21 protein-coding genes, 3 tRNA genes and 1 pseudogene are annotated in these 24,854 nt (G+C 71.2%); 12 read left to right on the top strand and 13 right to left on the bottom strand.

The genetic code is table 11. The annotated features are described in order from the left end of the window. Positions 1-138 precede the first annotated feature (138 nt). Together AB0O48_RS27575 and AB0O48_RS27570 are read right to left on the bottom strand one after the other, a co-directional pair. Complete coding sequence (locus tag AB0O48_RS27575; protein ID WP_357572193.1) at positions 139-3,123, bottom strand: glycoside hydrolase family 3 C-terminal domain-containing protein; 2,985 nt, start codon at positions 3,121-3,123, stop codon at positions 139-141. Between the two features lie 416 nt (positions 3,124-3,539). Continuing rightward, positions 3,540-3,615, bottom strand: a tRNA-Lys gene (locus AB0O48_RS27570). A gap of 188 nt (positions 3,616-3,803) precedes the next feature. On the opposite strand from AB0O48_RS27570, the gene AB0O48_RS27565 reads away from it, so the two are divergent. Both AB0O48_RS27565 and AB0O48_RS27560 read left to right on the top strand, forming a co-directional pair. Next, entirely contained in the window at positions 3,804-5,078 is a 1,275-nt protein-coding gene (locus tag AB0O48_RS27565; protein ID WP_357572194.1) for an Ig-like domain-containing protein, read from the top strand. A 248-nt stretch (positions 5,079-5,326) separates the two neighbouring features. Next, positions 5,327-6,616, top strand: coding sequence for an Ig-like domain-containing protein (locus tag AB0O48_RS27560; RefSeq protein WP_357250862.1), 1,290 nt, complete (start codon positions 5,327-5,329; stop codon positions 6,614-6,616). Positions 6,617-6,729: 113 nt separating this feature from the next. On the opposite strand, the gene AB0O48_RS27555 is transcribed toward AB0O48_RS27560, so the two are convergent. Both AB0O48_RS27555 and orn read right to left on the bottom strand, forming a co-directional pair. Further along, positions 6,730-6,802: transfer RNA gene (locus AB0O48_RS27555), tRNA-His, on the bottom strand. Between the two features lie 106 nt (positions 6,803-6,908). Beyond that, positions 6,909-7,505: an oligoribonuclease gene (orn, locus tag AB0O48_RS27550; protein ID WP_357250865.1), complete on the bottom strand. Its 597-nt coding sequence runs from the start codon at positions 7,503-7,505 to the stop codon at positions 6,909-6,911. A 66-nt stretch (positions 7,506-7,571) separates the two neighbouring features. On the opposite strand from orn, the gene AB0O48_RS27545 reads away from it, so the two are divergent. Continuing rightward, positions 7,572-8,861, top strand: coding sequence for a glycosyltransferase family 87 protein (locus AB0O48_RS27545; protein ID WP_357250868.1), 1,290 nt, complete (start codon positions 7,572-7,574; stop codon positions 8,859-8,861). Here AB0O48_RS27545 and AB0O48_RS27540 read toward each other — a convergent pair. From AB0O48_RS27540 to AB0O48_RS27530, 3 genes and pseudogenes are all read right to left on the bottom strand, one after another. Further along, positions 8,854-9,292, bottom strand: a pseudogene (locus AB0O48_RS27540) (hypothetical protein); the annotation flags it as partial. The gene AB0O48_RS27545 and the pseudogene AB0O48_RS27540 overlap by 8 nt on opposite strands. A 691-nt stretch (positions 9,293-9,983) precedes the next feature. Next, positions 9,984-10,721, bottom strand: coding sequence for a YcnI family protein (locus AB0O48_RS27535; RefSeq protein ID WP_357572195.1), 738 nt, complete (start codon positions 10,719-10,721; stop codon positions 9,984-9,986). 17 nt (positions 10,722-10,738) lie between these two features. Continuing rightward, positions 10,739-12,403 (bottom strand): copper resistance protein CopC, encoded by a 1,665-nt coding sequence (locus tag AB0O48_RS27530; protein ID WP_357250874.1) that lies wholly within the window; start codon positions 12,401-12,403, stop codon positions 10,739-10,741. A gap of 202 nt (positions 12,404-12,605) precedes the next feature. On the opposite strand from AB0O48_RS27530, the gene AB0O48_RS27525 reads away from it, so the two are divergent. From AB0O48_RS27525 to AB0O48_RS27510, 4 genes are read left to right on the top strand one after another with little or no spacing between them, the layout of a single operon-like run. Then, positions 12,606-13,196: a sigma-70 family RNA polymerase sigma factor gene (locus tag AB0O48_RS27525; RefSeq protein WP_357250876.1), complete on the top strand. Its 591-nt coding sequence runs from the start codon at positions 12,606-12,608 to the stop codon at positions 13,194-13,196. A gap of 33 nt (positions 13,197-13,229) precedes the next feature. Next, positions 13,230-13,754 carry a MauE/DoxX family redox-associated membrane protein gene (locus AB0O48_RS27520; protein WP_357250879.1) on the top strand — a complete coding sequence of 175 codons (525 nt, stop codon included), beginning with the start codon at positions 13,230-13,232 and terminating at the stop codon, positions 13,752-13,754. Then, positions 13,747-14,463, top strand: a complete 717-nt coding sequence (locus AB0O48_RS27515; RefSeq protein ID WP_357250882.1) for a thioredoxin domain-containing protein — start codon at positions 13,747-13,749, stop codon at positions 14,461-14,463. Before AB0O48_RS27520 ends, AB0O48_RS27515 begins: the two co-directional genes overlap by 8 nt. After that, positions 14,460-15,536 (top strand): hypothetical protein, encoded by a 1,077-nt coding sequence (locus AB0O48_RS27510; protein ID WP_357250885.1) that lies wholly within the window; start codon positions 14,460-14,462, stop codon positions 15,534-15,536. The genes AB0O48_RS27515 and AB0O48_RS27510 overlap by 4 nt, the downstream gene beginning before the upstream one ends. Positions 15,537-15,610: 74 nt before the next feature. On the opposite strand, the gene AB0O48_RS27505 is transcribed toward AB0O48_RS27510, so the two are convergent. From AB0O48_RS27505 to AB0O48_RS27490, 4 genes are read right to left on the bottom strand one after another with little or no spacing between them, the layout of a single operon-like run. Further along, the gene (locus tag AB0O48_RS27505; RefSeq protein WP_357572196.1) at positions 15,611-16,369 is read right to left on the bottom strand and encodes an ABC transporter ATP-binding protein; all 759 of its coding nucleotides are present in this window, start codon (positions 16,367-16,369) and stop codon (positions 15,611-15,613) included. Continuing rightward, a complete protein-coding gene (cbiQ, locus tag AB0O48_RS27500) occupies positions 16,366-17,136 on the bottom strand; it encodes a cobalt ECF transporter T component CbiQ (RefSeq protein WP_357250891.1) in 771 nt (256 codons plus the stop codon). The genes AB0O48_RS27505 and cbiQ overlap by 4 nt, the downstream gene beginning before the upstream one ends. Before the next feature lie 15 nt (positions 17,137-17,151). After that, the gene (locus AB0O48_RS27495; protein WP_357572197.1) at positions 17,152-17,586 is read right to left on the bottom strand and encodes a PDGLE domain-containing protein; all 435 of its coding nucleotides are present in this window, start codon (positions 17,584-17,586) and stop codon (positions 17,152-17,154) included. Further along, positions 17,583-18,299 (bottom strand): energy-coupling factor ABC transporter permease, encoded by a 717-nt coding sequence (locus AB0O48_RS27490; RefSeq protein ID WP_357250896.1) that lies wholly within the window; start codon positions 18,297-18,299, stop codon positions 17,583-17,585. The genes AB0O48_RS27495 and AB0O48_RS27490 overlap by 4 nt, the downstream gene beginning before the upstream one ends. Positions 18,300-18,588: 289 nt before the next feature. Between AB0O48_RS27490 and bcp the strand changes: the two genes are divergently transcribed. From bcp to AB0O48_RS27475, 3 genes are all read left to right on the top strand, one after another. Beyond that, positions 18,589-19,065: a thioredoxin-dependent thiol peroxidase gene (bcp, locus tag AB0O48_RS27485; protein WP_357250899.1), complete on the top strand. Its 477-nt coding sequence runs from the start codon at positions 18,589-18,591 to the stop codon at positions 19,063-19,065. Positions 19,066-19,174: 109 nt separating this feature from the next. Continuing rightward, positions 19,175-19,257 (top strand) — tRNA-Leu (locus AB0O48_RS27480). A gap of 86 nt (positions 19,258-19,343) precedes the next feature. Next, a complete protein-coding gene (locus AB0O48_RS27475; RefSeq protein WP_357250902.1) occupies positions 19,344-19,871 on the top strand; it encodes a GNAT family N-acetyltransferase in 528 nt (175 codons plus the stop codon). 4 nt (positions 19,872-19,875) lie between these two features. Here the strand turns inward: AB0O48_RS27475 and AB0O48_RS27470 are convergent, their stop codons facing one another. After that, positions 19,876-20,862, bottom strand: a complete 987-nt coding sequence (locus tag AB0O48_RS27470) for an expansin EXLX1 family cellulose-binding protein (RefSeq protein ID WP_357572198.1) — start codon at positions 20,860-20,862, stop codon at positions 19,876-19,878. Positions 20,863-20,983: 121 nt separating this feature from the next. Next, positions 20,984-21,802, bottom strand: coding sequence for an MOSC N-terminal beta barrel domain-containing protein (locus AB0O48_RS27465; RefSeq protein WP_357250908.1), 819 nt, complete (start codon positions 21,800-21,802; stop codon positions 20,984-20,986). A gap of 161 nt (positions 21,803-21,963) precedes the next feature. Here AB0O48_RS27465 and AB0O48_RS27460 point away from each other — a divergent pair, with 161 nt between their 5' ends. Together AB0O48_RS27460 and AB0O48_RS27455 are read left to right on the top strand one after the other, a co-directional pair. Continuing rightward, entirely contained in the window at positions 21,964-23,031 is a 1,068-nt protein-coding gene (locus tag AB0O48_RS27460; RefSeq protein WP_357250910.1) for an LCP family protein, read from the top strand. Between the two features lie 173 nt (positions 23,032-23,204). Next, entirely contained in the window at positions 23,205-24,674 is a 1,470-nt protein-coding gene (locus AB0O48_RS27455; protein WP_357250913.1) for a sugar transferase, read from the top strand. Positions 24,675-24,854: the final 180 nt, after the last annotated feature.

Here is a 24,854-nt window from a genome sequence, read left to right as displayed (position 1 = left end):
GAGACGTTAACACCGCACCGGGCCGGCCGGCCCGGCAACCCCCGGCCCACGCGCCACTGCCGGTGACCAGGTTCGAGCCGAAGGCCCGGGGCGTGCCGACCCGGGTCGGGACGACGATCGTCCCGGCCCGGGTTCCGGTCACCTGATGGAGAAGTCGGCCAGCCGCAGCGGGGAGTCGAACACCAGGTACACGTCGTGGGTGCCGGCGGCGCGGGCCAACTCGGCGCTGACGTTGACGTACCGGTAGTCGTCGCCGGTGCTGGGCACGGTGGCCGTGCCCAGCAGCCGGCCGGTGGGCGAGCCCAGGCGGACCTGGATCGTGCCGGCGTCCGCGCCGGCCCTGGCGACCCTGGCCGTGAGGGTGTCGGCGCCCGGACGCAGAGCCGAACCGGCGAACGAGATCCACTGGCCCGCCGCGGTGGCGCCGACGGCCGTACCCTGGGCCTTCGTCTCGTCGACCAGCCGGACCCCCGCGTACCCGTCGAAGTTCTCCGCCCGGGTCGGCCGGGACAGGTCCCGGGCCGGGACCGTCTCACCGCGGACCCGAACCGCGGTGCGGGCCCGGATGTCCTCGGCGGACGCCCCCACCATGATGTCGTGGGTGGACGATTCGACCACCCACCGGCTGCGCGTGACGTCCCAGTGCGCCAGGTCGGCGGCGGGCAGCCGCAGCGTGACGGTCCGGGTCTGCCCGGGTGCGAGTTCCACCCGCTGGAAGGCCTTGAGCTGACGGATCGGGGTCTTGACCCGCGAGGTGCGCTGGTGGGTGTAGAGCTGGACCACCTCGGACCCGGCCCGGCTGCCGGTGTTTGTCACGTCGACGCTCACCGTGATGGTGCCGTCGGCGGCGACCGGCCGGTCGCCGGTACGCGCCTGGCCGTAGCGGAACCGGGAGTACGACAGCCCGTGGCCGAACGGGTAGAGCGGCTTCGCGGTGCTGTACAGGTAGGTCTGCCCGGACGAGATGATGTCGTACTCCAGCAGGTCCGGTGGCAGTTGCCCGTCCGAGCGGTACCAGGTCTGGGTGAGCCGGCCGGACGGGTTGCGGTCGCCGAACAGGACGTCGGCCACGGCGTGCCCGGTCTCGGCGCCCGCGTGGGTGGTCCACACGATCGCCGGGACGTGCTCCTGCTCCCAGGTCAGGTTGACCGGGTAGCTGGTCTGGAGCACCAGAACCGTACGCGGGTTGGCCCTGACGACGGCCTTGACCAGTGCCTCCTGGCCGGCGCTCAGGGCCGTGGAGGTGCGGTCGTGCGCCTCGCGTCCGTTGATGAACGGGTTGCTGCCCACGACCAGTACGGCGGTGTCGGCCGCCCTGGCCGCCGCCACCGCCCGGTCGATTCCGCTGCTGATCACCTCGCGGCTGAAGTGGGTCGCGGCAGCGGGGGTGGACGCGCCGAGCTTGAGCGCACCGTCGTCGCCGACCGTGACGTACTTCTCGGGGGCGAACCAGCTCTCCTTGGTCTCGTAGCCGACGTAGCGCAGCACCACCGTGCCGTCGTCCTGCGGCTCCAGCTTGAACTGCTGCTGGACGTACCAGCCGTTCGGCTGCTCGTCGCGGGTGATGAACGGCCCCCAGTTGTAGCCGAGGTAGCGGCCGTTCGCGGCGTTGCGCAGCGTCACCACGTCCTGGCCCCAGTCCACCACGTCGAACTGTGCTTCGGGCGTCGCCGTGGCACCGGTGGCGGCGACCGGGTCGGCGTCGGTGGTGCCGGTGGCCGTGACGTACCTGCCGGTCGCCGCGTCCTTCAGGGCGATCCGGTCCGCCCCGTCGAGCCCGCTGACACTCGCGGAGTTACCCAGCCGCTCGCGGATCCCGTCGAGCGCGGTCACCTGGTACGGCAGGTCGCCGCCGTACCAGTCGGTGTAGAGGGTGTCGGCCAGCGGACCGAGCACGGCCACCTTGCGGGTGCGGGCCGGGTCCAGCGGAAGCGCCTGTCGGGAGTTCTTCAGCAGCACCATCGCCTCGCCGGCGGCCTGTCGGGCCAGCCGTTGGTGTTTCGGGCTGTTGATGACGTCCGGGGTGATGCCGCCGTAACGGCCACCGCCCGGGTCGAACTCCCCCAGCCGGAACCGCACGTTCAGGATCTCCCGGATCCGGGCGTCGATGTCCGCCTCGGTCAGCAGGCCGGTCGCGAGGGCCTGTTTGATGGCCGTCACCGTCGGTTGGGCGTTGGTGTCGTCGGTGATGAAGCTGTTGAGGCCGGCCTTGACGATCGCGGCGTTCGCCTCGGGCTGGGTGGCGTAGTACCCCTGGGAGGCCACGAGGTTGTTCGGCGCCCAGGCGTCGGTGACGTTCAGCAGCGGCTGGTCCGTCCAGCCGCGTACCACGGTGGCCAGGTCCGGATCGACGGTGGCGGGCCGTCCGTTGATCAGGTTGTACGCGGCCATCACGCCGGTCGCCGCGTCGGCGGCGATGGCTGGCTGGAACGCGGCGCGTTCGTACTCGTTGAGCACCCGAGGTGGCACGTTCGACGAGGTGACGTCGCGCCGGATCTCGTTGTTGTAGGCCAGGTAGTGCTTCAGGGTCGGGGCGCTCTTCAGGTGGTCGGGGTCGCCGCCGGTCATCCCCGAGCCGTACGCGGTGGACATCTCGGCGGTGAGTAGCGGGTCCTCGGAGTAGCCCTCCTCGTTGCGGCCCCAGCGGGGGTCACGCAGCAGGTTGACCACCGGTGCCCAGAGGTTGAGACCCCACACCCGGGGGTTCTGCACGTGATAGCCGCGCGCCTCGTCGCCGACGGCGGAGCCGACCCGGTTGATCAGGTCGGTGTCCCAGGTGCTCGCCATGCCGACCGGCTGGGGAAAGGACGTGCTGCGGGCCTTGACGACAGCGCCGTTGTTGTCGATGTCGGTCGACCAGGCCACCCCGTGCAGGGCCTCGGTGCCGGTCTTGAACAGGCCGATGCCCAGCCGGGGAACGGCTGGCTGGTACTGGTGCAGCCAGGAGATCTTCTCGTCGAGGGTGAGCCGGCCGAGCAGGTCGTCGACCCGGGCCTGCACCGGCAGGTGTGGGTCGCGGAACGGGTAGGTGGGTTCGGCGAGGGCGGTGCCGGGAACGGCCGGTAGAGCCAGTAGGACGAGCGCGAGCACGGCGATTCCGCGCCGAAGGCGCTTGTTCCCCATTTGCTTCTCCTCAGGTCGTACGACGGACGCCCAGCGGACGCCCCGACCGGTGTGGCCAGGCTCGACACCCGGCTGACGGGCCTGGACGACGGATCGTCGAAGCGCTTCGACGAACCGGCCGCAACCACCACGGCCATGATTGTTGTGATCCGCGCAACTATAGATGCCGGCCAATGGGCGGGCAACCGTGCGTCTCCCCGGCTCCGTCGCACAGCGCGCCACACCACCGGCGGGGCGGTGTCCGCGGGTGCACCACATCGACAGCTCGGGGAAGATCAGCAGATGGAGCCCGACCTTTTAGGTGGTCCCCCGCGCCCGAAGGCTTGCGTGTCCGAGCACGTGTGCCGGTGCCGAGCCCCAGCGGAAATACGACAAGGCCCTGACCCAGGATGAACCTCGGTCAGGGCCTTGATCGTTGGTGCGCCGCCAGGGACTCGAACCCCGAACCCGCGGATTAAGAGTCCGCTGCTCTGCCAGTTGAGCTAGCGGCGCTCGTTCGGCAACGGAGAAAACATTAGCACCCGCCCGAGCCGGGCTCCAATCCGGTTACCCGGCTCCCCCCTTCGGTCGAGCTTTGCGGGCAAAAAGCCACAAACCGGCCCTCGCGCTCGGGACGGGGGGGTGGGTTGAGGCGGTGATGCGGCACGATGTCCGCCAGGTACGCGAGAACAGAGGTGGGGATGACACGGTTCACGCGAGCCGGGGCGGTGGTGGGCGCTCTGACTCTGGTGGCGTCGCTGGCACTGACCGGGTGCGGCGACAAGCAGAAGACCCCGACGTTCGTCGGTGGAACGCCGGCGGCGGACGCGGGCGCCGCGCCTGGCTCGTCCGCGCCCCCGACACCAACCACGCCGGACGCGCCAAGCGTGCCGACGCTCACACTGAGCCCGGCCAACGGCGCGAACAACCGGCCGGTGAGCACCGAGATCAGCGCGAAGCTGCCGGACGGCGGGAAGGTCTCCGCGGTCACCCTGACCGCGGACGGCGGGGGCGCGGTGGAGGGCAAACTGCGCACCGACGGCTCCGCCTGGGTGCCGTCCGCCCCGCTGAAGTTCGGCACCCGGTACACCGCCACGCTGACGGCGGACGCGGCCGACGGGACGAGCAGCCAGGGCACCAGCAGCTTCACCACGATGGCCAAGCCGAAGTCGACGATCGGATCCGGCCTGTACCTCTTCGACGACAAGAGCTACGGGGTGGCCATGCCGGTGGTCACGGAGTTCCATCCGGGCATCCCGAAGAAGGACCGGGCGGCGGTGCAGAAGCGGATGTTCGTCCGCACCGATCCGCCGCAGCCGGGGGCCTGGCACTGGGTCGACAACGGTACGCAGGCGTACTACCGGGCACCGGAGTACTGGAAGCCCGGCACGACCATCACGGTGCGGATCGCCCTGGCCGGGATACCGCTGAGCAACGGCAAGTACGGCGACATGGACCGTAAGGCCACTGCCAAGATCGGCCGGTCGTTCCAGATGAAGGTCGACAACGCCAGCAAGAAGATGACGGTGTACGAGAACGGCGCGCTGGTGCGCACCATTCCGGTGAGCCTGGGCAAGAAGAGCACGCCGTCCTCCAGCGGCACGATGGTCGTGATGGAGAAGAAGGAGGCCACGACCTTCGACACCCGCGACGACCCGGATCCGGCCAACCGCTACGTCACCGACATCCAGTTCGCCCAGCGGCTTACCTGGGGTGGCGAGTACATTCACGCCGCGCCCTGGTCGGAGCACGTGCAGGGGCGGCAGAACGTCTCGCACGGCTGCGTGAACGTGTCGATGGTGAACGCCCGGTGGCTGTTCGAGAAGACGCGGATCGGTGACCCGATCACGGTGAAGGGCACCGAGCGCAAGCTGGGCGCCGGCAACGGCTGGACGGCGTGGAGCCTGAGCTGGTCGGCGTTCATCAAGGGCAGCGCGCTGCCCGTACCCAGTGGTGGGGCCGGCCCCCTGCTCTGAGCGTGTCGGCCTTCTCGCGCCGGCCCCGCCATTGGCGGGGCCGGCGTACCCTTGCACTCCGGCGAGGCGACGACGCCGCGGCGACCCCACCGCCCCCGCACGGAAACGAGCCATACTCGCGAAACGCCGGATAGTAGCAAGAATCCGGCAGAATAATCGGCGTGTTTCGGTTCACCCTCGGCAACCCGGCCCGGCTCTGGCGCGTCAGTAGGAGACGATGGGGCAGCGACCACGACTGTGAGGGAATCATGCGAGCTAGCCAGGATCAGCTGATCAGGCACCGTGGGCGACGTCGCGTGTTCGCGGCGGGTTTCCTCGCCGTGGCGTTGGCCTTCACCGCCGCCTGCACCAGCGGCGACGGCGGTAAGCCGTCCTCGTGGCACGGCGGCGGCGAGAGCCCGCCACCGAAGGCCGCGGCGACGATCAGCGAGCCTGCGGCCGACGCCAAGGACGTGCCGGCCTCGACCGGCATCACCTTCACCACGAAGGACGCCATGCAGACCGCCGTCGAGCTCAAGGACGCGGCCGGCAAGACGGTCGAGGGCGCAGTCGCCGCGGATGGCAAGACGTGGCAGCCGGCCGGCGCCCTCGCGTACGGCACGAGCTACACGGCGACCGTGACCGCCACCGGCGACGATGGCCGTCCGGCCACCGCGACCAACACCTTCACCACCATGGCCAAGCCCGCCAATCAGGTACGCGTGAGCAGCTTCCTCGGCGACAACCAGGTGGTCGGGGTCGCCATGCCGCTGATCGTGAAGTTCAGCCGGGCCGTCCCGGAGGACTACCGCGACGACGTGCAGCGCCGGATGACGGTGACCTCGACGCCGTCCCAGGAGGGCGTCTGGCACTGGGTCAGCCCCACCGAGGTCCGGTACCGGCCGAAGGAGTTCTGGAAGGCCAACAGCAAGGTCTCCTACCGGGTGCAGGCCGGCGGCCTGCCGATGGGTGAGGGCTGGTACGGCCGCTCCGACCTCGCGGTGGACGTCAAGATCGGCCCGTCGCTGATCATGACAGTGGACAACAAGAACAAGCGGATGACGGTGACCCGCGACGGCGCCGTGATCAAGACCATCCCGGTGAGCCTGGGCAAGAAGAGCACCCCGTCGTCGAGCGGCACCATGGTCGTCATCGAGAAGCTGCGCAAGACGGTCTTCGACACGATGGAGGAACTCGGCCCGGAGGAGGGTTACCGCACCAACATCGACTTCGCGCAGCGTCTCACCTGGGGCGGGGAGTTCATCCACGCGGCACCCTGGTCCGAGGGGCAGCAGGGCAGCGTGAACGTCTCGCACGGCTGCGTGAACGTGTCGATGGCCAACGGAAACTGGCTGTTCAGCAACACGCGGGTCGGCGACCCGATCACGGTCAAGGGCACCGAGCGCAAGCTGCAGAACGGCAACGGCTGGACCGACTGGAACATGAGCTGGGACGAGTACGTCAAGGGCAGCGCCGTCCCGTACGAGCCGCCGGCCGACCCGGCCACCACCCCGGCCCCGGACGGCGCGGTCACCCCGTCACCGACGCCGACCGCCTGACCTGAGCGACCGGAAGCCCCCTCTGCGGAGGGGGCTTTCGCGTGGTCCCCATCTCGCCCCTACAACGACTCAGGCCCCCTCCGAAGAGGGGGCCTGAGCAGCACAACCAACTGGGTGACTGATGGGAATTGAACCCACGACAACCGGGACCACAACCCGGTGCTCTGCCAACTGAGCTACAGCCACCATGCCGCCGTCGCCCGGTCGATCGCCCCGGGCGGGGTGCGGACCAATAATAGCCGCACCGCAGCCGGCCCCGTCCAGCGGGTATCCGGGGCCGCCCGCGCGTGGGTCAGAGTTCGGCGGCGATCGCCTTGGCGGTCTCGACGTCCGGGCCCGGCAGCGGGACGAAGAGCGTCCGCCGGTAGTACTCCAACTCCCGGATGCTCTCCCGGACGTCGGCCAGCGCCCGGTGCGCGAGGCCCTTCTGCGGCTGGCCGAAGTACACGCGCGGGTACCAGCGCCGACACAGCTCCTTGATCGACGAGACGTCGATCATCCGGTAGTGCAGGTGGGCGTCGAGGCGGGGCATGTCGCGGGCGATGAAGCCCCGGTCGGTGGCGATCGAGTTGCCGCACAACGGAGCCGTCCGCGGATCTTTGACGAAGGTGCGGACGTAGTCCAGGACCAGGTCCTCCGCCTCGGTGAGGGTGACCGCCGAACGGCGGACCTCCTCGGTGAGACCGGACTTGGCGTGCATCGTCTGGACGATCTCCGGCATCCCCTCCAGCGCCACCTCGTCGGCGTGGATCACCACGTCGACCCCGTCACCCAGCACGTTGAGATCGGGATCGGTGACCAGTGCCGCAACCTCGATCAGTTTGTCCCTGCCAAGGTCCAGCCCGGTCATCTCACAGTCGATCCAGACAAGGAGATCAGCCACCGGCACAGCCTACGCGCAGCCCACGCCCCGCGGCTGCGCGCTCTCGGCGGACCAGACCGCTAGGGTTTCGGGGTGCCAGCCGATCCCGTAGCACCGCCCGCCGTCACGGACGACGATCCCGGCGGCCGTACGGTCCGTCGCCTGGTCACGGTGGTGGCCCTCATCGCCGTGCTGCCAGCGCTCTACCTGCCGGGCCTGAACCACAAATTCCTCGACCTCAAGATCTACATGTCGGCGGTCGACTGGTGGCGTGTCGGCCACCCGCTCTACGACTACGTCCAACCCGACCGGGTGCAGGGCGAGTTGTACTTCACCTACCCACCCTTCAGCGCGTTGCTGCTGTGGCCGTTCGGCCTGTTGCGGCTCGGTGCCACCGTGGCGATCTTCACGGTGCTCACCGTGCTGGCCGTGGTGTTGACCACCCGCTGGCTGATGATGCCGGTCATCGCCCGGCACGACCTGCCCCGGGCGTTCACGCTGACCGTGGCCGTGCTGCTGGTGCTGGCCGTGGAGAGCACCCGCGAGACGATCACCTTCGGGCAGATCAACATGCTGCTGGTCGTGCTGATCCTGGCCGACCTGCTGTTCGCCGTACCGCAGGCACGGCGTTGGGCCGGGGTCGGCGTGGGGCTGGCGACGGCGCTCAAGCTCTTTCCCGGCATCTTCATCGTGTACCTGCTGGCCACCCGACGGTGGCGGGCCGCCGCGGTGGCGAGCGCTACCGCCGCGGCGGCGACCCTGCTCGCGGCGGCGATCGCTCCGGGTGACTCGTGGCGGTTCTGGACCCAGGAGCTGTGGGACAACGACCGGGTGGGACGCACCGACTACGTCGGCAACCAGTCGCTGTTCGGCCTGCTCAGCCGGTTCACCGCACCGGAGAAGCCGGACCGGCTGCTCTGGCTGCTGGTGGTCGCCGTGGTCGCCGCCTACGGCCTGTGGCGGGCCGCCCGCGCGGCGCGCGCCGGTGACCTGGTGACGGGCCTGACGTTGACCGGGTTGGTGGGTTCGCTGGTCAGCCCGATCACCTGGACCCACCACATCTACTGGTTCGTGCCGGCGGTGGTGCTGCTCGCGGACGCGGCGTTGAGTGCCGACCGCCCGGACGAGGCACGCAGGCGTCGGTGGTTGGCGGGGTTCGCGCTGGTCACCACCGCCGTGATCGTCTACGGCGTGGTGACGTTCCAGGAATGGGGCGCGGGAGCGGTCCGTACGCACGACCCGGCGGATTTCGTGTTGCAGAACACCTATGTGCTGCTCAGCCTGCTGTTGCTGGCGACCCTGCCGGTGCGCCTGCGCCGCGTCCGACCCGCCGACCAACCGCAACCCCAGGAAAAATCGCACCAACTGGACAGATCTACCTAGTAGCCGCCACTAGCGCTAATCTGGGCTCATCTACCTCAAGCGCCGCTCGGGTAGCACCGATCCCCCGGTGAGGGTGGCCCTCCGCGTCGGCAGCGCGGAGGGCCACCCGCCGTTTCGTCGACCGCCACCGGCCGGGTCGTGGCCTTCGCACCCGAACCGACCATGGTGAGCTGCCGCACGGCCGGAAACGGCGCGGCCGGCGCGGGATCCCGGGCACCGAGCCCACTCAGCGAGGTGACCCCGAGCCGGCCGGCGAGCACCGGAACCTGATCCGGCTCCACCACGAAGATGACCTCGCGTGGGCGCAACGGTCGCAGCAGGAGCAGCAGGGCGCACGCCACCAGCAGGACGCCGGCGGCCAGCAGACTCCAGGTGGCCGGGCCGGTCCACCCCGCCCGCACCTCGACGCGCAGGTCCAGTGCCAGGTCGGCGGCACCGTCGGGGCGCATCAGCACCAGACTCATGGGCTCTTCGGCCAGGTCGTCCGCGCTCCACTCCAGCGAGCCGACGCCCTGGCGTACCCAGGACGGCCGATCCGGCGGGCCGACCGGTACGACGGCGGCCGGATCGACCGGACCGCCCGCAGCGGGACCGGCCGGGTCCAGCCGAACCGGCAGCGGACCCTGGGCCAGCGCCACCCGACGGACCACGGCGTGCGGCACCGGCGCCAGCCAGCCACGCACCTCGGCGGTGGGGGCGAGCCCCACGAAGGTCGGGCCGCCCGAGGTGTTGGCGTCCAGGCGCAGCCGGGTCTCCCCGGTACGCGCGAACGGCGCCTCCTGGCGCAGCAGGCGGTCGAGGTCGGTGACCACGACCGCGTGACCGGGCGTGCGGAGCGTCTCGAAGCGGGCGGCGAAGGACCCGTCGGGGTCGGCGTGTCGCGTCACCAACCACAACGCGCCACCGGCGAACAGCGCCGGAATCCCCATGGCCACCAGCAGCACACCGACGATTGCCCGCACGACACGCATTCGCACCGTCTCCCTCCGTAGCCAGATACCCGGCCGACCTTACCGACGCGGGCGCGGTGATCAGGGAATATCCACTGCACCGCACGGTCCGACCGCGGAAAGCGCGCTGGCCCGCCGGAGGGTTCCGGCGGGCCAGCGGGTGGGACGGGGGTCAGGACTTGGCGACCGGCTCCCGACGGCTCCGGGAGAACGCCAGCCCGCCCAGCACCAGACCGGCCAGCCCGGCGACGAGACCGGCCACACCGAGGCCGACCGCGAGCCCGTTGCCGTCGTCGTCATCGTCGTCGTCGGGCGACGACGCGGCGGCGGCGCTCGGCGTGGGCGCACCCGCGGGTGCCGCGGCGGCGGCCAGGGTGAGCACCGGCGCCGGGTGCTCCGGCTCCTCGGCACCCGGCGCCGGCGGGTCGATCCAGCGCGAGATCTCGCCGTCCGAGTAGGTCTGGAGGACCTTGAAGACCATCGAGTCGACCTTCGGCAGCGGCCCCATCGAGACGGGGAACTCCTGGAACTGGCCGGGCTTCACCGCCGCGTCGCCGGTGGCCGTCCAAGTGATCTTGGAAATCGCCTCGGTGAGCTGGCTGCCGTGCACCTCGATCGGCGGGTCCACCTTGCGCTTCTCCGTCGCGACCGTCCAGCCGGGCACCGGCATGGTCGACACCGAGCCGACCGGAGCGTTCTCCGGCAGGGTCACCTCGATCTTGTTGGTCGAGGCGGTGTCGCTCTCGTTGGGCACCCGGAACGCCACCCGGGCGTACCCGCCCTGGACCGCCTCCTTCGGGTTGACCGTGACGTGCGCGGACGCCGGTCCGGCGACGCCGAGCACAGCGGTGGCGGCGGCGGTGAACGCCAGGGCGGCAGCGGCGGTTGCGGTACGCCGGAATCGGGTCATGGGTTTCGCGGACCTCTCTAACGGATCGGCACGGTGGCGGTCACCGTGGCCTGGTCGATGTCTGTCGTTCGGGCAGTGATCTTGATTTGCCAGTCACCGGAAGCCGGCAGGCTGATGTCGCCGTAGGCGTGGTTGTCCGTCAACGGCAGCAGCGGGACGTCGATCGGTTCGATCCCGGCCGAGGGCAGCGCGGCGGTCGCCTTCCACTCCACCACCGGCAGCGGCTGGTTGTTCTTGTCGTAGGCGTACAGGTGCACCGAGTTGTTTCCCCGCTGGGCCGGGCTCACCTCGATCTGCATGTCGTAGAGCGAGCTGGACAGCTTGGTGCTGAAGAGGCCGGCCTCCGTGCTGGACGGCCCGGCCACGGCGGTGCGGGCGGGCGTGGTCTGCACGAGCGTGGCGGACAGGCTCAGCACCACCACGGTGACGGCCAACTCCACCCAGACCGCACGGCGGACCGGCGCCGGGCGCTGCGCGGCGATGCGCCGACGCACCAACTGCCGGGAGTACGCGGCCACGGCGATCACCACCGCGAACAGCGCGATCTTGGTGAGCAGCAGCTGCCCGTACGTGGTGTCGAACAGCGCCTGCAGGGTGGCCACCTCGATCAGCGCCTGAACGGTGCCGGCGAGCAGCAGCGCCGAGACGGCGAGCGCCGCCCACCGCGACCAGATGGGCAGGATCGCGCCCAGCTCCCGCTCGTCGGCCTGGCGCAGCAGGAACGCGGCGAGCATCAGCAGACCACCCAGCCAGACCGCCATGCTGCCCAGGTGGACCGCGTCGACGACCACGGAGACGGCCGGCGCCGGGGAGGCCGCCGGGTGCCCGGCCAGCGGCCAGGTCAGCAGGGCGGCGCCGCCGAGCACGGCCAGGATGATCGCGTCGGCGCGGCCGACCGGCCGGGTCAGCAGCGGCCGGAGCAGGAAGACGGAGGCCGCCAGCAGGCCGAGTCGGACCAGGTGGGCGGTGCCGAAGGTGCTGCCGAACACACTGCCGAACCCCTCGCCGGTCACGTCGAAGAGGCCACCGCCGGCCGTGTAGGGCACCTGCAACCACAGGTCGGCGAGGGTGGCGACGGCCACCAGGCCGAGGCCGGTCCAGGCCAGCCGCGCCGGCCCCCGCCGGGAGAGCCGTCGCGGCCACAGCGCGGCGAGCACCAGCGCCGGCCCGACCAGCAGCACCAGACCGGTGTAGCCGAGGAAACGAGCCACCTTCACCGCCGTACCCACGACCGGGTTGGCGCGGCTGTCCGTGCCGGAGTCGACGGGTGGTGTCGAGGGCGCGCCGACCGAGTAGGTGAACGCCCCGGACACCGGGTGACTGTCGGCGGAGATCACCCGGAAGCTGAGCAGGTAGGTGCCGCGCCCGCCGGCCGGGTCCACCGGGATGCGCACCTCGCCGCCGTCGAAGGACGGCTCACCCCGGTCGGCGCGGGACCCGTCCGGCGCGATGACCCTGATCTTGCCGGGAACCTTGCGGACCGACTCACTGAACCGGAGGACCACCTCGGACGGCGCGCTCGGCACGACCGAGGAGGCGGCCGGGCTGGTGCTCTCCAGCACCGCGTGGGCGCTGGCCGGGGTGGCTGGCGCGATCAACAGGGCGACGACGGTGACCAGCAGGCCGGCGGCGGCAGCCAGCCGGGTGATCCAGCGGCGGGGGGCGACAGTCATGCCAGCCATGGTCGCCGACCGGTGTGGATCTCGGCGAGCCGAGTCGGGCAAAGGGCTCAACTCTGCTCAGCCGCCCGTGCCGCGCGGGAGGGATCGCGTGTCATGCGGAGGTAGTCGGCTCCGGTGGGGGAAAAGTTCCCGACGTGGTGCAGACCATCCAGGAACCGAAGGACCGTGACGCCGCCTCGGGCGCCGCGTAACCTGGTTTGTCGTGATCCCCGTCCCGCGTGACACCGGTGCCGCCGGTCCGGCAGAGCCGGCCGGTGCCGTCGCCCGGGACCCGGCGACCGAGTGGGCGCTCAGCGCGCGCGACGGTGACCCGAGCGCCCAGGCGGCGTTCGTCCGGCTGACCCAGACCGAGGTCTGGCGGTTCGCCGCCGCCCTGGTCGACCCGGACAGCGCCGACGACCTGACTCAGGAGACCTACCTGCGGGCGTTTCGGGCGCTGCCCGCGTTCGAGGGCCGTTCCAGCGTCCGCACCTGGCTGCTCGGCATCGCCCGTCGGGCCTGCGCCGACCACCTGCGCACGGTGATCCGCCGCCGCCGACTCGACGAGCGGCTGGCCGCGAACGCGTACACCGACCGCCCGCACCCGGACCCGGCCGGCCAGTTCGGCGCGGCGGACCTGGTCCGCCGGCTCAGCGCCGAGCGGCGCGCCGCGTTCGTGCTCACCCAGTTGCTCGGCCTGTCGTACGCCGAGGCGGCCGCCGTCGAAGGGGTGCCGGTGGGCACCATCCGATCCCGGGTCGCCCGGGCCCGCGACGAACTGGTCGAGGCGGTCGGCGACGCCCTGACCGGCTGAGCGGGGAACTTCCGGCGCAGACGGGACGACACAATGAGCGTGACTGCACCCTCCCCCCCGGTCGGCCGTTGGCCGGTCGTCCGGCCCTGGCTCGCCACGGCGGCACGGCTCGGCCTCGCCGCCGTCTGGCTCGTCGCCGGCGCGTCGAAGGTCGGTGACCTCGCCGCCTCCGGGCGAGCCGTCAACGCGTACCAGGTGCTGCCGTACGACCTGGCGACCGTGGTCGGCGCGGCCCTGCCCTTCGTCGAGTTGGCGCTGGGCGTGCTGTTGCTGCTCGGGCTGGCCACCCGGCTCGTCGCCGGGGTGTCGGCCGCGCTGCTGGTGGTCTTCATCGCGGGGATCGCCTCGGCCTGGGCACGTGGGCTGGCCATCGACTGCGGCTGCTTCGGCAGCGGCGGGCAGTTGGGCGAGGGGCAGGCACCCAGTTACCTCCCGGAGATCCTGCGGGACCTGGGATTCTTGGTACTGGCCGGATTTCTGCTGGTCTGGCCGCGTACGCCGGTATCGGTGGACGGGTGGTTGTCCGGCGAACCCGCTGTGGAGGACGAGGATGAGTAGTCGCAAGGGAAAGCGGGACGCCGCCCGGGTGGTCCGCGAGCAACTCGCCCGCGAGCGACGGCGTCGCCGCACGGTCTGGGTGTCCGCCGCGGCGGTCGTCGTCCTGGTCATCGCCGGTGTCGTCGGCTGGACCGTCTGGACCAACCAGCGTTCCGACTCCTTCACCACCCCACCCGGCGCGAACGCGGCCGGCACCGGCATCGTCACCGGTGGCGGACCGGTCACCGTCGACGTCTACGAGGACTTCCTCTGCCCGGTCTGCAAGCAGTTCGAGCAGGCCACCGGGGCGACGCTCGAGCAGTTGGTGGCCGACAACAAGGCGAAGGTGGTCTACCACCCGGTGGCGTTCCTCAATCGCTTCTCCACCACCGACTACTCCACCCGGTCCTCGGCCGCCTCCGGCTGCGCCGCGGCGGGAGGCAAGTTCCGGGAGTACGCCAAGGCGCTCTTCGACAGGCAGCCGCCGGAGGGCAGCGCCGGCCTCCCCGACGACCAGCTCATCGACATCGGCACCGGCGTGGGCCTCGATCGGGGCTCGTTCGGCGGCTGCGTCAAGGACAAGACGTACAAGACGTGGACCGACCACGTCACCGACGAGGCCAGCCGGAGCGACGTCACCGGCACGCCGACGGTCATGGTCAACGGTCAGCCGCTCACCAACCCCACCCCGGACAGCCTCACCGCGGCCGTGGCGGCGGCCGGCAAGTGATCCGTACCCTGCTGGCTCGCGTCGGCCTGGTCGCCACCGCCGCCGGCGTGGCGACCCTGCTCACCGCGGCGCCCGCCGCCGCGCACGGCGCGGACGCCCCCGACGGCACCGACTACCGCACCCGGACCACCGGGGTCACACCGCAGCGGCCAGGGCTGGAGGTACGCGTCGTCGAGGCGGGCGCCCGACTGGAGTTGACCAACGACACCGGCCGGGCCGTCGAGGTCGTCGGCTACTCCGGTGAGCCGTACCTGCGGATCACCCCGGACGGGGTCTTCGAGAACAGCCGCTCCCCCGCCACCTACCTGAACCGCACCATCGCCGGGGACACCGCGCTCCCGGCCGACGCCGACCCGGCCGCCCCGCCGACCTGGCGGCGGGTCGCCGACGGGACCACCGTGCGCTGGCACGACCAACGCGCACTGTGGCAGGAGTCGGCACCACCGGCGGCGGTACGCGCGGCACCGGACCGCGAGCACCGGGTCCGGGACTGGACGATCCCCCTGCGGGACGGCGCTGACCAGGTGACGATCGGCGGGACGGTGGACTGGGTGCCGCCACCGGACGCGTACACCTGGTGGGCGGTGACGATCGTCGGCCTGCTCGCGGTGGGCGCGCTCGGCCTGCTCGCCGCCGCCTCGCCCGCCGGTGCCCGCGCGTTGTCCGCGGTGGGCACGTTGCTGGTCGTGGGCGGCGTGGTGGCCGTCGTGTACCCGGTGGGGCGGGAACTGGACGCGGGCGCCCAGGGTGTGGGCGGGGTGACGCTCGGGCTGCTGTCCGGGCAGATCTGGTCGCTGCTCACCGGCCTCGGCGCGATCGCCGCCGGCTGCTACGCGCTGGCCCGCCGCCCGGCCGCCGACTTCGCGGTGGCGCTGGCCGGGGCCTGCCTGGCGCTCTTCGCCGGCGCGGCGAACGCCGCCGTGTTCGCCCGATCCATCGCCCCGGTGCCCTGGCCACCCGAGATCGCCCGGGTCATGGTCGCGCTGGTGTTGATCACCGGCACCGGGGCGACAGCCGCAGGCGTCCTCCGCCTCCACGCGGCCGCCAAAACCCCAACCCCAGCCCACACCTGACCCACCGCCCCCGCCCGCCGGCCCGCCGGCCCGCCAGCCCGCCGGCCCGTGTTGATCATGGGGCGGGGTGGGGGTTACCGGGGTGGGGCGAAGCCGTAGGGAAGTTCGAGGCGGTGGCGGGCCAGCAGGGCCGAGTCGGCCAGCAGGTCCAGGGTGGGGGCGTCGGCGACGATCCGGCCACCGTCCAGGATCACTGAGCGGTCGCACAACTCCGCCGCGTACGGCAGGTCGTGCGTGACCATCAGCAGGGTCACCGGCAGGTCGCGCAGGATCTCGGCCAGCTCACGGCGGGCCGCCGGGTCCAGGTTCGACGACGGCTCGTCGAGCACCAGGATCTCCGGGTGCATGGCGAGCACGGTCGCCACCGCCACCCGGCGGCGCTGCCCGAAGGAAAGATGCTGCGGGGACCGGTCGCGATGCGCGCCCATCCCCACCGCGGCGAGCGCCTCGTCCACCCGGGCGGCCAACTCCGCCCCGCGCAGACCCAGGTTCGCCGGCCCGAACGCCACGTCCTCGGCCACCGTGGGCAGGAACAACTGGTCGTCCGGGTCCTGGAAGACGATGCCCACCCGGCGACGCACCTCGGCCAGGGTGGCCCGGTCCGGCGTGACCGTCAGCCCACCGACGCTCACGCTGCCCTCGGTCGGGACGAGGATCCCGTTGAGATGCAGCACCAGCGTGGTCTTGCCGGCGCCGTTGGGCCCGAGCAGCGCCACCCGGTCGCCGCGCGGGACGCTCAGGTCCACGCCGTGCAGGGCGACGTGCCCATCCGGGTACGCGTACCGAACGCCACGAACGTCAAGCGAGACAGCGGTCTGCACGACACCGATCATGACAGCACGACGGCGGTGGCGGCGATGGAGGCGGCCAACACCGGCACTGTCGACGCGACGAGCCACTGACCGATGCTCGCGGCACCGTCGCCCTGCCACACGGCGGGCATCCGCCCGGTGTAACCACGCGACAGCATCGCCAGATAGACCCGCTCGCCGCGCTCGAAGGCGCGCAGGAACAACGCCCCGATCCCGGCGGCGAAGCCGCGCAGCTGCCACAGGAAACGCGGGTCGTCGCCCCGGGAGATCCGGGCCACCCGCATCCGCCGCGCCTCGCCGACCAGCACGTCGAGGTAGCGCAGCATGAACGTGGCGATCTGGGTGAGCACCTGCGGGCAACGCAGCCGGTCCAACCCCACGATCAGGTCCCGGGTGGTGGTGGTCGCGGCGAGCAGCAGCGAGGCGAGCACGCCCAGGGTGCCCTTGGCCAGGATGTTCCACGCGCCGTGCAGTCCGTCCTCGGACAGCCGCAGGCCCAGCACCTCGACCCGTTCGCCGGTGCCGAGGAACGGCAGCGCCACGGCGAACAGCACGAACGGCAGCTCGATCAGCGCCCGGCTGAGCAGCCACCGCGGCCCCACCCGGGCCAGCGCCGCGACCGCGACCACCAGCAGGGCGTACGCGCCGAAGGCCCAGAACGCCGTGCGTGGGGTGGCCACCACGGCGATCGTGAAGACCACCATCGCCACGATCTTTACTTCGGGCGGGAGCCGGTGCACCGGCGAGTCCGACTCGCGGTACAGCACATGCCCGTGACCGGCACCCATCCTGCGTACTCCTGCTCAGTTCGCCGCGTCGGCGCGGCGCCGGACGGGTGTCGTCGTGTCGGCGCCGTCGGTCGGCGTCGTGCCGTCGGCCGGTGTCGTGCCGTCGGTCGGCGTCGTGCCCCGACGGCGCAGCAGCCAGAAACCGCCAGCGCCGATCGCGAACGTGACGAGTACCCCGAGCACCCCGGAGAGCCCGGTGGAGACGAAGCTGTTCGACACGCCGCGCACCCCGTAGTCGGCGAGCGGGCTGTCCGCGAACTCGTGGTCCCGGGCCTGCTGAGCTGGGCAACTGCCGCCGACGATGTTGTCGTCGGCGTCGACCGTGCAGCCCTTGAGCAGGGACGAGTCCAGCCCGTCCGGGTGGGACGAGGCGTAGTTGCTCACCACCCCGGCGAGCAGGAGCGCGACCAGCAGGCCACCGGCCAGGAACACCCACGAGCGATTCTTCATCGAACACCTCCGACGACCGGGACAGCGGGGGCGGCGGGCGCGCGCAGCGAGCGCAGCGCGTACACCAGGTCGGGTCGCACCTTCGCGACGGTGAGCACGGTGGTCGCGGTGATCAGGCCCTCGCCGATGCCGATCAGCAGGTGCACGCCGGCCATCGTGCCGGCCAGACCGGTCAGGTTGCTTCCCAGGTCGGTGGTGCCGCCCAGCCAGTACTGCAGGACGAAGCCCTGCGACGCGACCACCACGCTGAGCGTGGCGGCGACGAACGCGGTCACGGCCAGGCCGGCCCGCGTACGGGGCAGCACCCGCAGCAGCACCGCGATCAGCACGTACGCCGCCGCGGTGCCGAGCAGCGCCATGTTCGTGATGTTGAGGCCGAGCATCGCCACTCCGCCGTCACCGAAGACCAGCGCCTGCACCACCAGGACCACGGACACGCAGAGCGCGCCGACCCACGGGCCGACAAGCATGGCGGCGAGCGCGCCGCCGAGCAGGTGGCCGCTCACGCCGGCCGTGAAGATCGGGAAGTTGAGCATCTGGACGGCGAAGATGAACGCGGCCACCAGGCCCGCCATCGGGGCCAGCCGGTCGTCCAGGTCGCGCCGGCCGCGCAGGACACAGACGGTGAGCGCGGCAAGAGCGAGCGCGGCGAAGATCGCTGCGACCGGACCGTCGATGATCCCGTTCGAGATGTGCATCGCCAGTGTTTCCACGCGACCTCCCAGACGTTCAGCGGACCCGACCGGGCCAGCGAGCGTCAGCCTATTTCCCATCACTCGTTGTTGCCAGACTCTGGCAACAACGCGAGGTGTTGATCACCTTGCGATCGCCCGAACTCGGCGGCGGTCGCGCGGGTGATCGACTCGCCTTCCCTGATGTCGGGGCATCCCCGAACCGCGGATGCCCCGGTTTCCTGAACGACGAGTTGACCTACAGCCAGCGGCGCCGACCGGGGCGCGTCGCCGGCGACGGCACCCGCCCGGTCGGCGGTATCGTCGGGCCATGACCACGCCCGACCGTCTCTCCCCCGGTGATCCCGCGCCCGAGTTCACCCTCGCCACCGACACCGGTGACCAGCTCTCCCTCGCCGACCTGCGCGGTCGCAAGGTGGTCCTGTACGCCTACCCGGCCGCGATGACCCCCGGCTGCACCAAGCAGGCGTGCGACTTCCGCGACTCGCTCGCCTCGCTCCAGGCCGCCGGCTACGAGGTCGTCGGCATCTCCCCGGACAAGCCGGAGAAGCTGGCGAAGTTCCGCGAGCGCGACGCGATCACCTTCCCACTGGTGTCCGACCCGGACCGGACGGTGCTGATCGCCTACGGCGCGTACGGCGAGAAGCAGCTGTACGGCAAGACCGTCACCGGAGTGATCCGCTCGACGTTCGTGATCGACGCCGACGGCAAGATCGAGCGAGCGCTCTACAACGTCAAGGCCACCGGACACGTCGCCAAGCTCCGCCGCGACCTCGGCCTGGACTGAGTCGGTGAGCCCTGGACCGAGTCGGTGAGCCACCACCCGGCCTCGGCCATCCGCAGACAAGGCCGGGCTCGACACCGTCGAAGCCGGACGCTCTAGACTCAGCGGGTTGGCGGGAGTGGCGTAACGGCAGCCGCGATAGGTTTAGGTCCTATTGTCCGAAAGGGCGTAGGGGTTCGAATCCCCTCTCCCGCACAAACGAGCACCACGCACCCCTCGGGATTGTCGGGCGTGTCACTGTCGAGGGTCACGGGCCTGGTCGGCGGGTCAGGATGGCCGGCGTGAGTCTGCGCTTCGTCCTCGACCCCGACCTGACCCCACGCCTGCGCGCCGACATCGTCGCGCTCTGGACGGACGTCAGCAACGCCGGTGGCGCGGTCGGCTTCGTTCCGCCGGTGACCGCCGCCGACGTGCACGTGCTCGCCGACCCGACCTTCGCCGGCATCGCCGACGGACCGGACCGCCTGCTTGTCGGATACTCCGGCGATCGGCTGGCGGGCCTGCTGGTCTTCTCCGACAACCGCTTCCCGCTCAAGGCGCACTGGTGCGTGTTGAAGCGGGTGATGGTCCACCCGGACGCCCAGGGCACCGGTTACGGCTCGGCGCTGATGGCCGAGGCCGCCCGTATCGGCAGGCGACTCGGCCACGAGGCGCTGCACGTGACGGTCCGCGACGGGTTGGGGTTGGACAGGTTCTACGGCCGCCTCGGCTACCGGGAGATCGGCCGGTTGCCGGCCGCGTTGCGGGTGGCGCCCGAGGATGACCGGGACGAGATCCTGATGTGGCTCGACCTGCCGCCGACTGACTGAGCGGTCAGCCCGCGCACCAGCGGGCGTTCGTCTCGGCCGGCTGGGTGCTCGGCGTGCTGGTGGCCGGCGCGCTCGCCTTCGCCACCTCGACCGGGCGGCTGGTCGGCGTCGGCGTACCTGCGATGGGTCGCTTGCCGGGTGGCCGGGCCGACGCGGACGGGCGGGGAGTGGCCGCGACGCCGCCGCGCCCGTACATCCGGACCGCGCTGTTCTGCACCTGGCCGGGTGCCATCCGGATGCCGCTGACGGTGGCACGGTTGCCGTACACGTCGCTGACCCGGATGGTGAACGGGCCGGCTCCGGCGCCGGAGGCGATCAGCCAGTAGTTGTAGTCCTGCCGGGCGGCTGGGCGCCACGGGCCGCTGGCACCCTGGCGGACCTCGACGGATCGCAGCGGGTTGCCGTGGTTGCCGACCCGGACGGCGAACCAGAACTGCGACGCGCCCTCCTTGATCCGGAAGGTGAGCGGGCCGGGCAGCGGTGGGTTGACCACCGCGCGGTAGGTGACCGGGACGAGGCCCTGGACCGGCTCGGCGATCCGGGCGAACGCCTCGCGGGACAGGTCGAGATGCCCGGGTGCGCACTCCGGGCACTGGTCCATGATCAGCACTCGGACGGTGCCCTTCGGGCCGGTCACGTCGAGGAAACCTCCGCAGGCGGCGCCCGCGGAGTATTCGGTCGGGCCGAGTGCGACGTAGAGCTTGTTGGCCGGGGCGGCGGGGTTCGAGCAGTTGCCGCCGGCGCCGTTCGAGTCGTAGAAGGTGGCCTTGCCACTGTGCGTGGTGGTGCCGGTGGGCGGCGCTGCGGCGAGGGTCCGGCCGGCGGCGCAGGCCGGGGCGGAGCCGGACCGCAGGGTCAGGGTGAGCCCCATTGCCGCTGCGACGACTGTGACGCCGGCGGCGACCAGCCAGGGCGTCGAGCGGGACGCCGACGCGGGACGCTGCTGGGGGGCATGGTCCAGGTCGATGTCGACAACGCTTACGTCCGTCACGACGGCGATGCTGCCGGAACGGGACGTGGGCGGACAAGCCGGCTAAGCCAAAGCTAAGACAGCGGTGACGGACGGTGACCGGCGCGTACCGCGTACCGCGTGCCGGGACGGTCGACCCTGGTCAGGGGACGATGACGAGCGGTGCACCCACCGCCAGGTGACCGGTGTCGAGCGGCACCAGGTGCAGTCCGAAAAGGACCTTCTGCCTGATGGTGCGGTGTCGTGCGAGGGTACGCAGCGGTTCCTTCGTGCGTACCCCGGCCTCCTGGTCGGTCGTGGTCACCACGCAGCGCTCGCACGGCCCGGCGGCGCGGAACCGCAGGTCACCGATGCGCAGCGACCGGCCGACCCAGTCGTCCTCGGTCCAGGCCGACGCCCCGTCGAGCACCAGGTTGGGCCGGAACCGGTTCATCGGCACCGGTTCCTCCCCCACCTCGGCCAGCCAGCCGTTGAGGGCGTCGAGGGAGGCGGTGTTCGCCAGCAGCAGCGGGTAGGCGTCGGCGAAGCTGACCTGGTCACCGGTGTCGTGTTCGCGGTCCCCGGCGGCCAGGTGGCGGGTCGGCTGACCCAGCCAGACCAGCCGGACCGGTCGGCCGAGCAGCGCGCCGAGCCAGTCGTCAGCCGCTCGACCGGCCGACAGGGCCGGGACGGGGAGCTTGCGGTTGCGGAAGGTCCGCACCGCGACCGGTCCGCCGCCGGCGGGCTCGGGCACGTCGAGGTCGGGCTGCCCGTCGGCGCGCAGCGACAGGCCCCCGGGGCGCACGGTGGCGCGCAGGCCGACCAGCCGGGTGGTCTCGCGCTGGGTGACGCCGACGCCGTCGGCGTCCACGACCATCCAGCGCCGGTCGCCGGCCAGGCCCCACGGCTGCACGAACGCGCCGTCGTGGTCGAGCCGGTGACAACCCTTGACGGGGTACGTGTGGATCGATGTCAACCGCACCCGGCCACCATGCCATGCCGATTCCGTCGCTGGATACCGATGGTTGACGGGCTCTCCCGGGCTCACCGCGACGATCGTCGGAAACGATTCGGTCGGGACGTGGAGCCCGACGACCCGGACGGGGGTACATCCCTGTAACCGGGAATCAGTAGCATCGCGGCATGCAGTATCGCCAAGAGTACGCGGAGCCCGAGACCCAGTTCATCGCGGCGCAGCAACCACCGGAGCCGACCAAGAAGGCGCGGTCGAGGCGTCCCCGGTGGCAGAAGGTCGCTTTGATCACGTTCGTGGTCCTGGCCTTGCTCGGCGGTGGCGGGATGATCGCCGGCGGTTTGTACTTCCGTTCGATCAACTCCGGCATCGAGCGCGTCGACGCCTTCGAGGGTGTGCCGGAGGCCGATCGCCCGCAGGTGGGTGAGAACGCCAAGGGCGCCATGAACATCATGATCCTCGGCAGCGACTCCCGCGACCCGAACAGCGAGTCCGGCTCCCGCACCGACACGATCATCGTGGCCCACCTTCCAAAGGACCGGTCCAGCGCCCAGCTCATCTCGATCCCCCGGGACACCTGGGTAAGCGTGCCGAAGTCCTCGAGCGGCCGGGGCGGCCGGGACGCGAAGATCAATGCGTCGTTCGCGTGGGGTGGCGTGCCGCTGCTGGTGCAGACGGTGGAGAAGTTCACGGGCGTGCGGATCGACCACGTGACGATCGTCGACTTCAGCGGCTTCAAGGAGATCGTGGACGCGCTCGGCGGCATCAACGTGGACGTGGAGAAGGGCTTCACCACGCTGTACGCGCTCAACGGCAGCCGGACGTTCAACGCCGGGCGGCAGAAGATGGACGGGGCGGCCGCGCTGGACTACGCGCGCGAACGGCACGCGTTCGCCGACGGCGACTTCGCCCGAATCCGGCACCAGCAGCAGGTGATCAAGGCGATCCTGGACAAGGCGGCGTCCGGCGGCACTCTCGCCAACCCGGCCAAGCTCAACTCCTTCATCAAGGCGACGGCGGACGCGGTCGCCGTGGACAAGAAGTTGAACCTGGTCGACCTCGGGTCCGAGATGCGCGATCTGCGCAGCGGCAACCTGACGTTCCTCACCTGCCCGGTGAAGGGCACCGGCATGATGGGCACCGAGAGCGTGGTGCTCGCCGACAAGGAAAAGGCCGCGAAGGTCTTCGATGCGGTCCGTAACGACAACGTTCCGGGAATCCTCGCCGCCGCAAAGTAGGAGGCGGAACTGACTTGGCGGCTATGGTGGCACGACCGGGTCGATCGTAGAGTTCGGTCGCCCTTCTGGTCGGGATGCATGACCGAGGGCTTTCACGGGGAGGTCCACAAGTGTCAGGCCATCCGGCGACCAGCCATTCGTCCACGCCGTCAGTCGGCGGGGACGACCTCGACATGCCGGGCGACGGGGCTCGCCTCTACGGAGGCGCCCCACCCGTGCCCCAGGCGAGGGAGGCCCAGGCCCCGGCCAGGGTCGAGGTGCCCGGCCTGGGGACCACCGCCGTCCTGCCGTACGCGAGGTCCCGCACCTCGTCGCGCACCCGGTGGCTGCGGGCATGGATGATGAACGCGCCCGTCGACGCGGTCGCGCTCATCGCCCCGCTGCTGCTGACGCAGAGCTACTGGCGCGGGACGATGGCCAACGCCGCCCTGACCATCACCCTGTTCGCGGCCGGCGGCCTCTACCGGCCGCGCCGTCACGTGAGCATCCTCGACGAGTTGCCGAGCCTCTGCGGGCGGCTGCTGGCCGCCGCCTCGGTGGTGGCCATCATCGCGGCCGAGCGCCACGCCTCGGTGACGTACGTCGGCGGGTTCATGCGCGGCGTCGCGGTGTCGGCGTTGCTGGTGATCCTCGGACGTGCGGCCAGCAGGTCGTTCACGGTCCTGTCCCGCAAGCGTCGGTGGGCGGAGCACAACGCGCTCGTCGTCGGCGGCGGGCCGATCGGCCTGGAGATCGCCCGGTTGCTGCGCCGCTACCCGCAGTACGGCCTGCGGTTCGTCGGCTGCGTCGACGCTCCGTCCCGCCAGGACAACGCGGCGCTTCCGTTGAGCGGGACGATGGCGGACCTCGAGCACCTCGTCCGGCTGACGGAGTGCGAGGTCCTGATCATCGCAGACCCGGACTGCGACGAGACGACGCTCATGGAAACCCTGCTGCGGCCCCGCAGCTCGCGCTGTGATCTCTGGGCCGTGCCGCGCCTGTGGGGCTCGCGCTCCCACAGCGGCTACCCCGACCACATCGGCGCGTTCCCGATCGTCAAGATCGGCGACATCACGCTGAGCGGCCCGCGGTGGGCCATCAAGCGGGCCTCCGACATCCTGGTCGCCGGCATCGCGCTCCTGCTGTTGAGCCCGGTGCTGCTGCTCTGCGCCCTCGCCACACTCATCGATGGTGGCCCCGGGATCTTCTTCTACCAGGAGCGGATCGGCCGGTACGGCAAGCCGTTCAACGTCATCAAGTTCCGGTCGATGCGTCCCGTGAACGAGCAGGAGTCCCAGACCAACTGGTCCATCGCGCACGACAACCGGGTCAGCCCGATCGGCCGGTTCATGCGCCGGACCTCGCTGGACGAGCTGCCCCAGCTGTGGAACATCCTGCGCGGCGACATGAGCGTCGTCGGGCCGCGGCCGGAGCGGCCGTACTTCGTGGAGAAGTTCTCGGCCGAATACCCGAACTACGCGGCACGTCACCGCGCACCCGTCGGACTCACCGGGCTTGCCCAGGTCAGCGGCCTGCGGGGCGACACCCCGATCTCCGACCGGGCCCGGTTCGACAACTACTACATCGAGAACTGGTCGCTGTGGTTGGACGTCAAGGTGGTCCTCCGTACCGTCTCGGAGGTCTTCCGCGCCGGCGGTCGGTGACCTGACGCACAACGACGCCGCGGGTGGTGGCGCCGACGAGGTTCGCATCGTCGGCTGCCACCACCCGCGGCATTTGTCCGCTCAGGCGGTGGGTGTGGTCTTGAGGGGTTCCCACCAGGTGCGGTTGTCGCGGTACCAGGTGACGGTGTCGGCGAGGCCCTGGTCGAGGGTGATGCTGGG

It is taken from the genome of Micromonospora sp. NPDC085948, from assembly GCF_040686315.1.
Taxonomy (GTDB): Bacteria; Actinomycetota; Actinomycetes; order Mycobacteriales; family Micromonosporaceae; genus Micromonospora.
Note: the sequence above shows the minus strand (reverse complement) of the source record. Positions and strands in the feature narration are given on the sequence as shown.

Bases quoted from the DNA above. Each gene is read 5' to 3' on its own strand.
- AB0O48_RS27495 (WP_357572197.1), bottom strand. From the start codon at position 17,586: ATGAAGAATCGCTCGTGGGTGTTCCTGGCCGGTGGCCTGCTGGTCGCG.
- AB0O48_RS27565 (WP_357572194.1), top strand. From the start codon at position 3,804: ATGACACGGTTCACGCGAGCCGGGGCGGTGGTGGGCGCTCTGACTCTG.
- AB0O48_RS27535 (WP_357572195.1), bottom strand. From the start codon at position 10,721: ATGACCCGATTCCGGCGTACCGCAACCGCCGCTGCCGCCCTGGCGTTC.
- AB0O48_RS27505 (WP_357572196.1), bottom strand. From the start codon at position 16,369: ATGATCGGTGTCGTGCAGACCGCTGTCTCGCTTGACGTTCGTGGCGTT.
- AB0O48_RS27460 (WP_357250910.1), top strand. From the start codon at position 21,964: ATGCAGTATCGCCAAGAGTACGCGGAGCCCGAGACCCAGTTCATCGCG.
- AB0O48_RS27560 (WP_357250862.1), top strand. From the start codon at position 5,327: ATGCGAGCTAGCCAGGATCAGCTGATCAGGCACCGTGGGCGACGTCGC.
- AB0O48_RS27530 (WP_357250874.1), bottom strand. From the start codon at position 12,403: ATGGCTGGCATGACTGTCGCCCCCCGCCGCTGGATCACCCGGCTGGCT.
- AB0O48_RS27515 (WP_357250882.1), top strand. From the start codon at position 13,747: ATGAGTAGTCGCAAGGGAAAGCGGGACGCCGCCCGGGTGGTCCGCGAG.
- bcp (WP_357250899.1), top strand. From the start codon at position 18,589: ATGACCACGCCCGACCGTCTCTCCCCCGGTGATCCCGCGCCCGAGTTC.
- cbiQ (WP_357250891.1), bottom strand. From the start codon at position 17,136: ATGGGTGCCGGTCACGGGCATGTGCTGTACCGCGAGTCGGACTCGCCG.
- AB0O48_RS27520 (WP_357250879.1), top strand. From the start codon at position 13,230: ATGAGCGTGACTGCACCCTCCCCCCCGGTCGGCCGTTGGCCGGTCGTC.
- AB0O48_RS27455 (WP_357250913.1), top strand. From the start codon at position 23,205: ATGCCGGGCGACGGGGCTCGCCTCTACGGAGGCGCCCCACCCGTGCCC.
- AB0O48_RS27575 (WP_357572193.1), bottom strand. From the start codon at position 3,123: ATGGGGAACAAGCGCCTTCGGCGCGGAATCGCCGTGCTCGCGCTCGTC.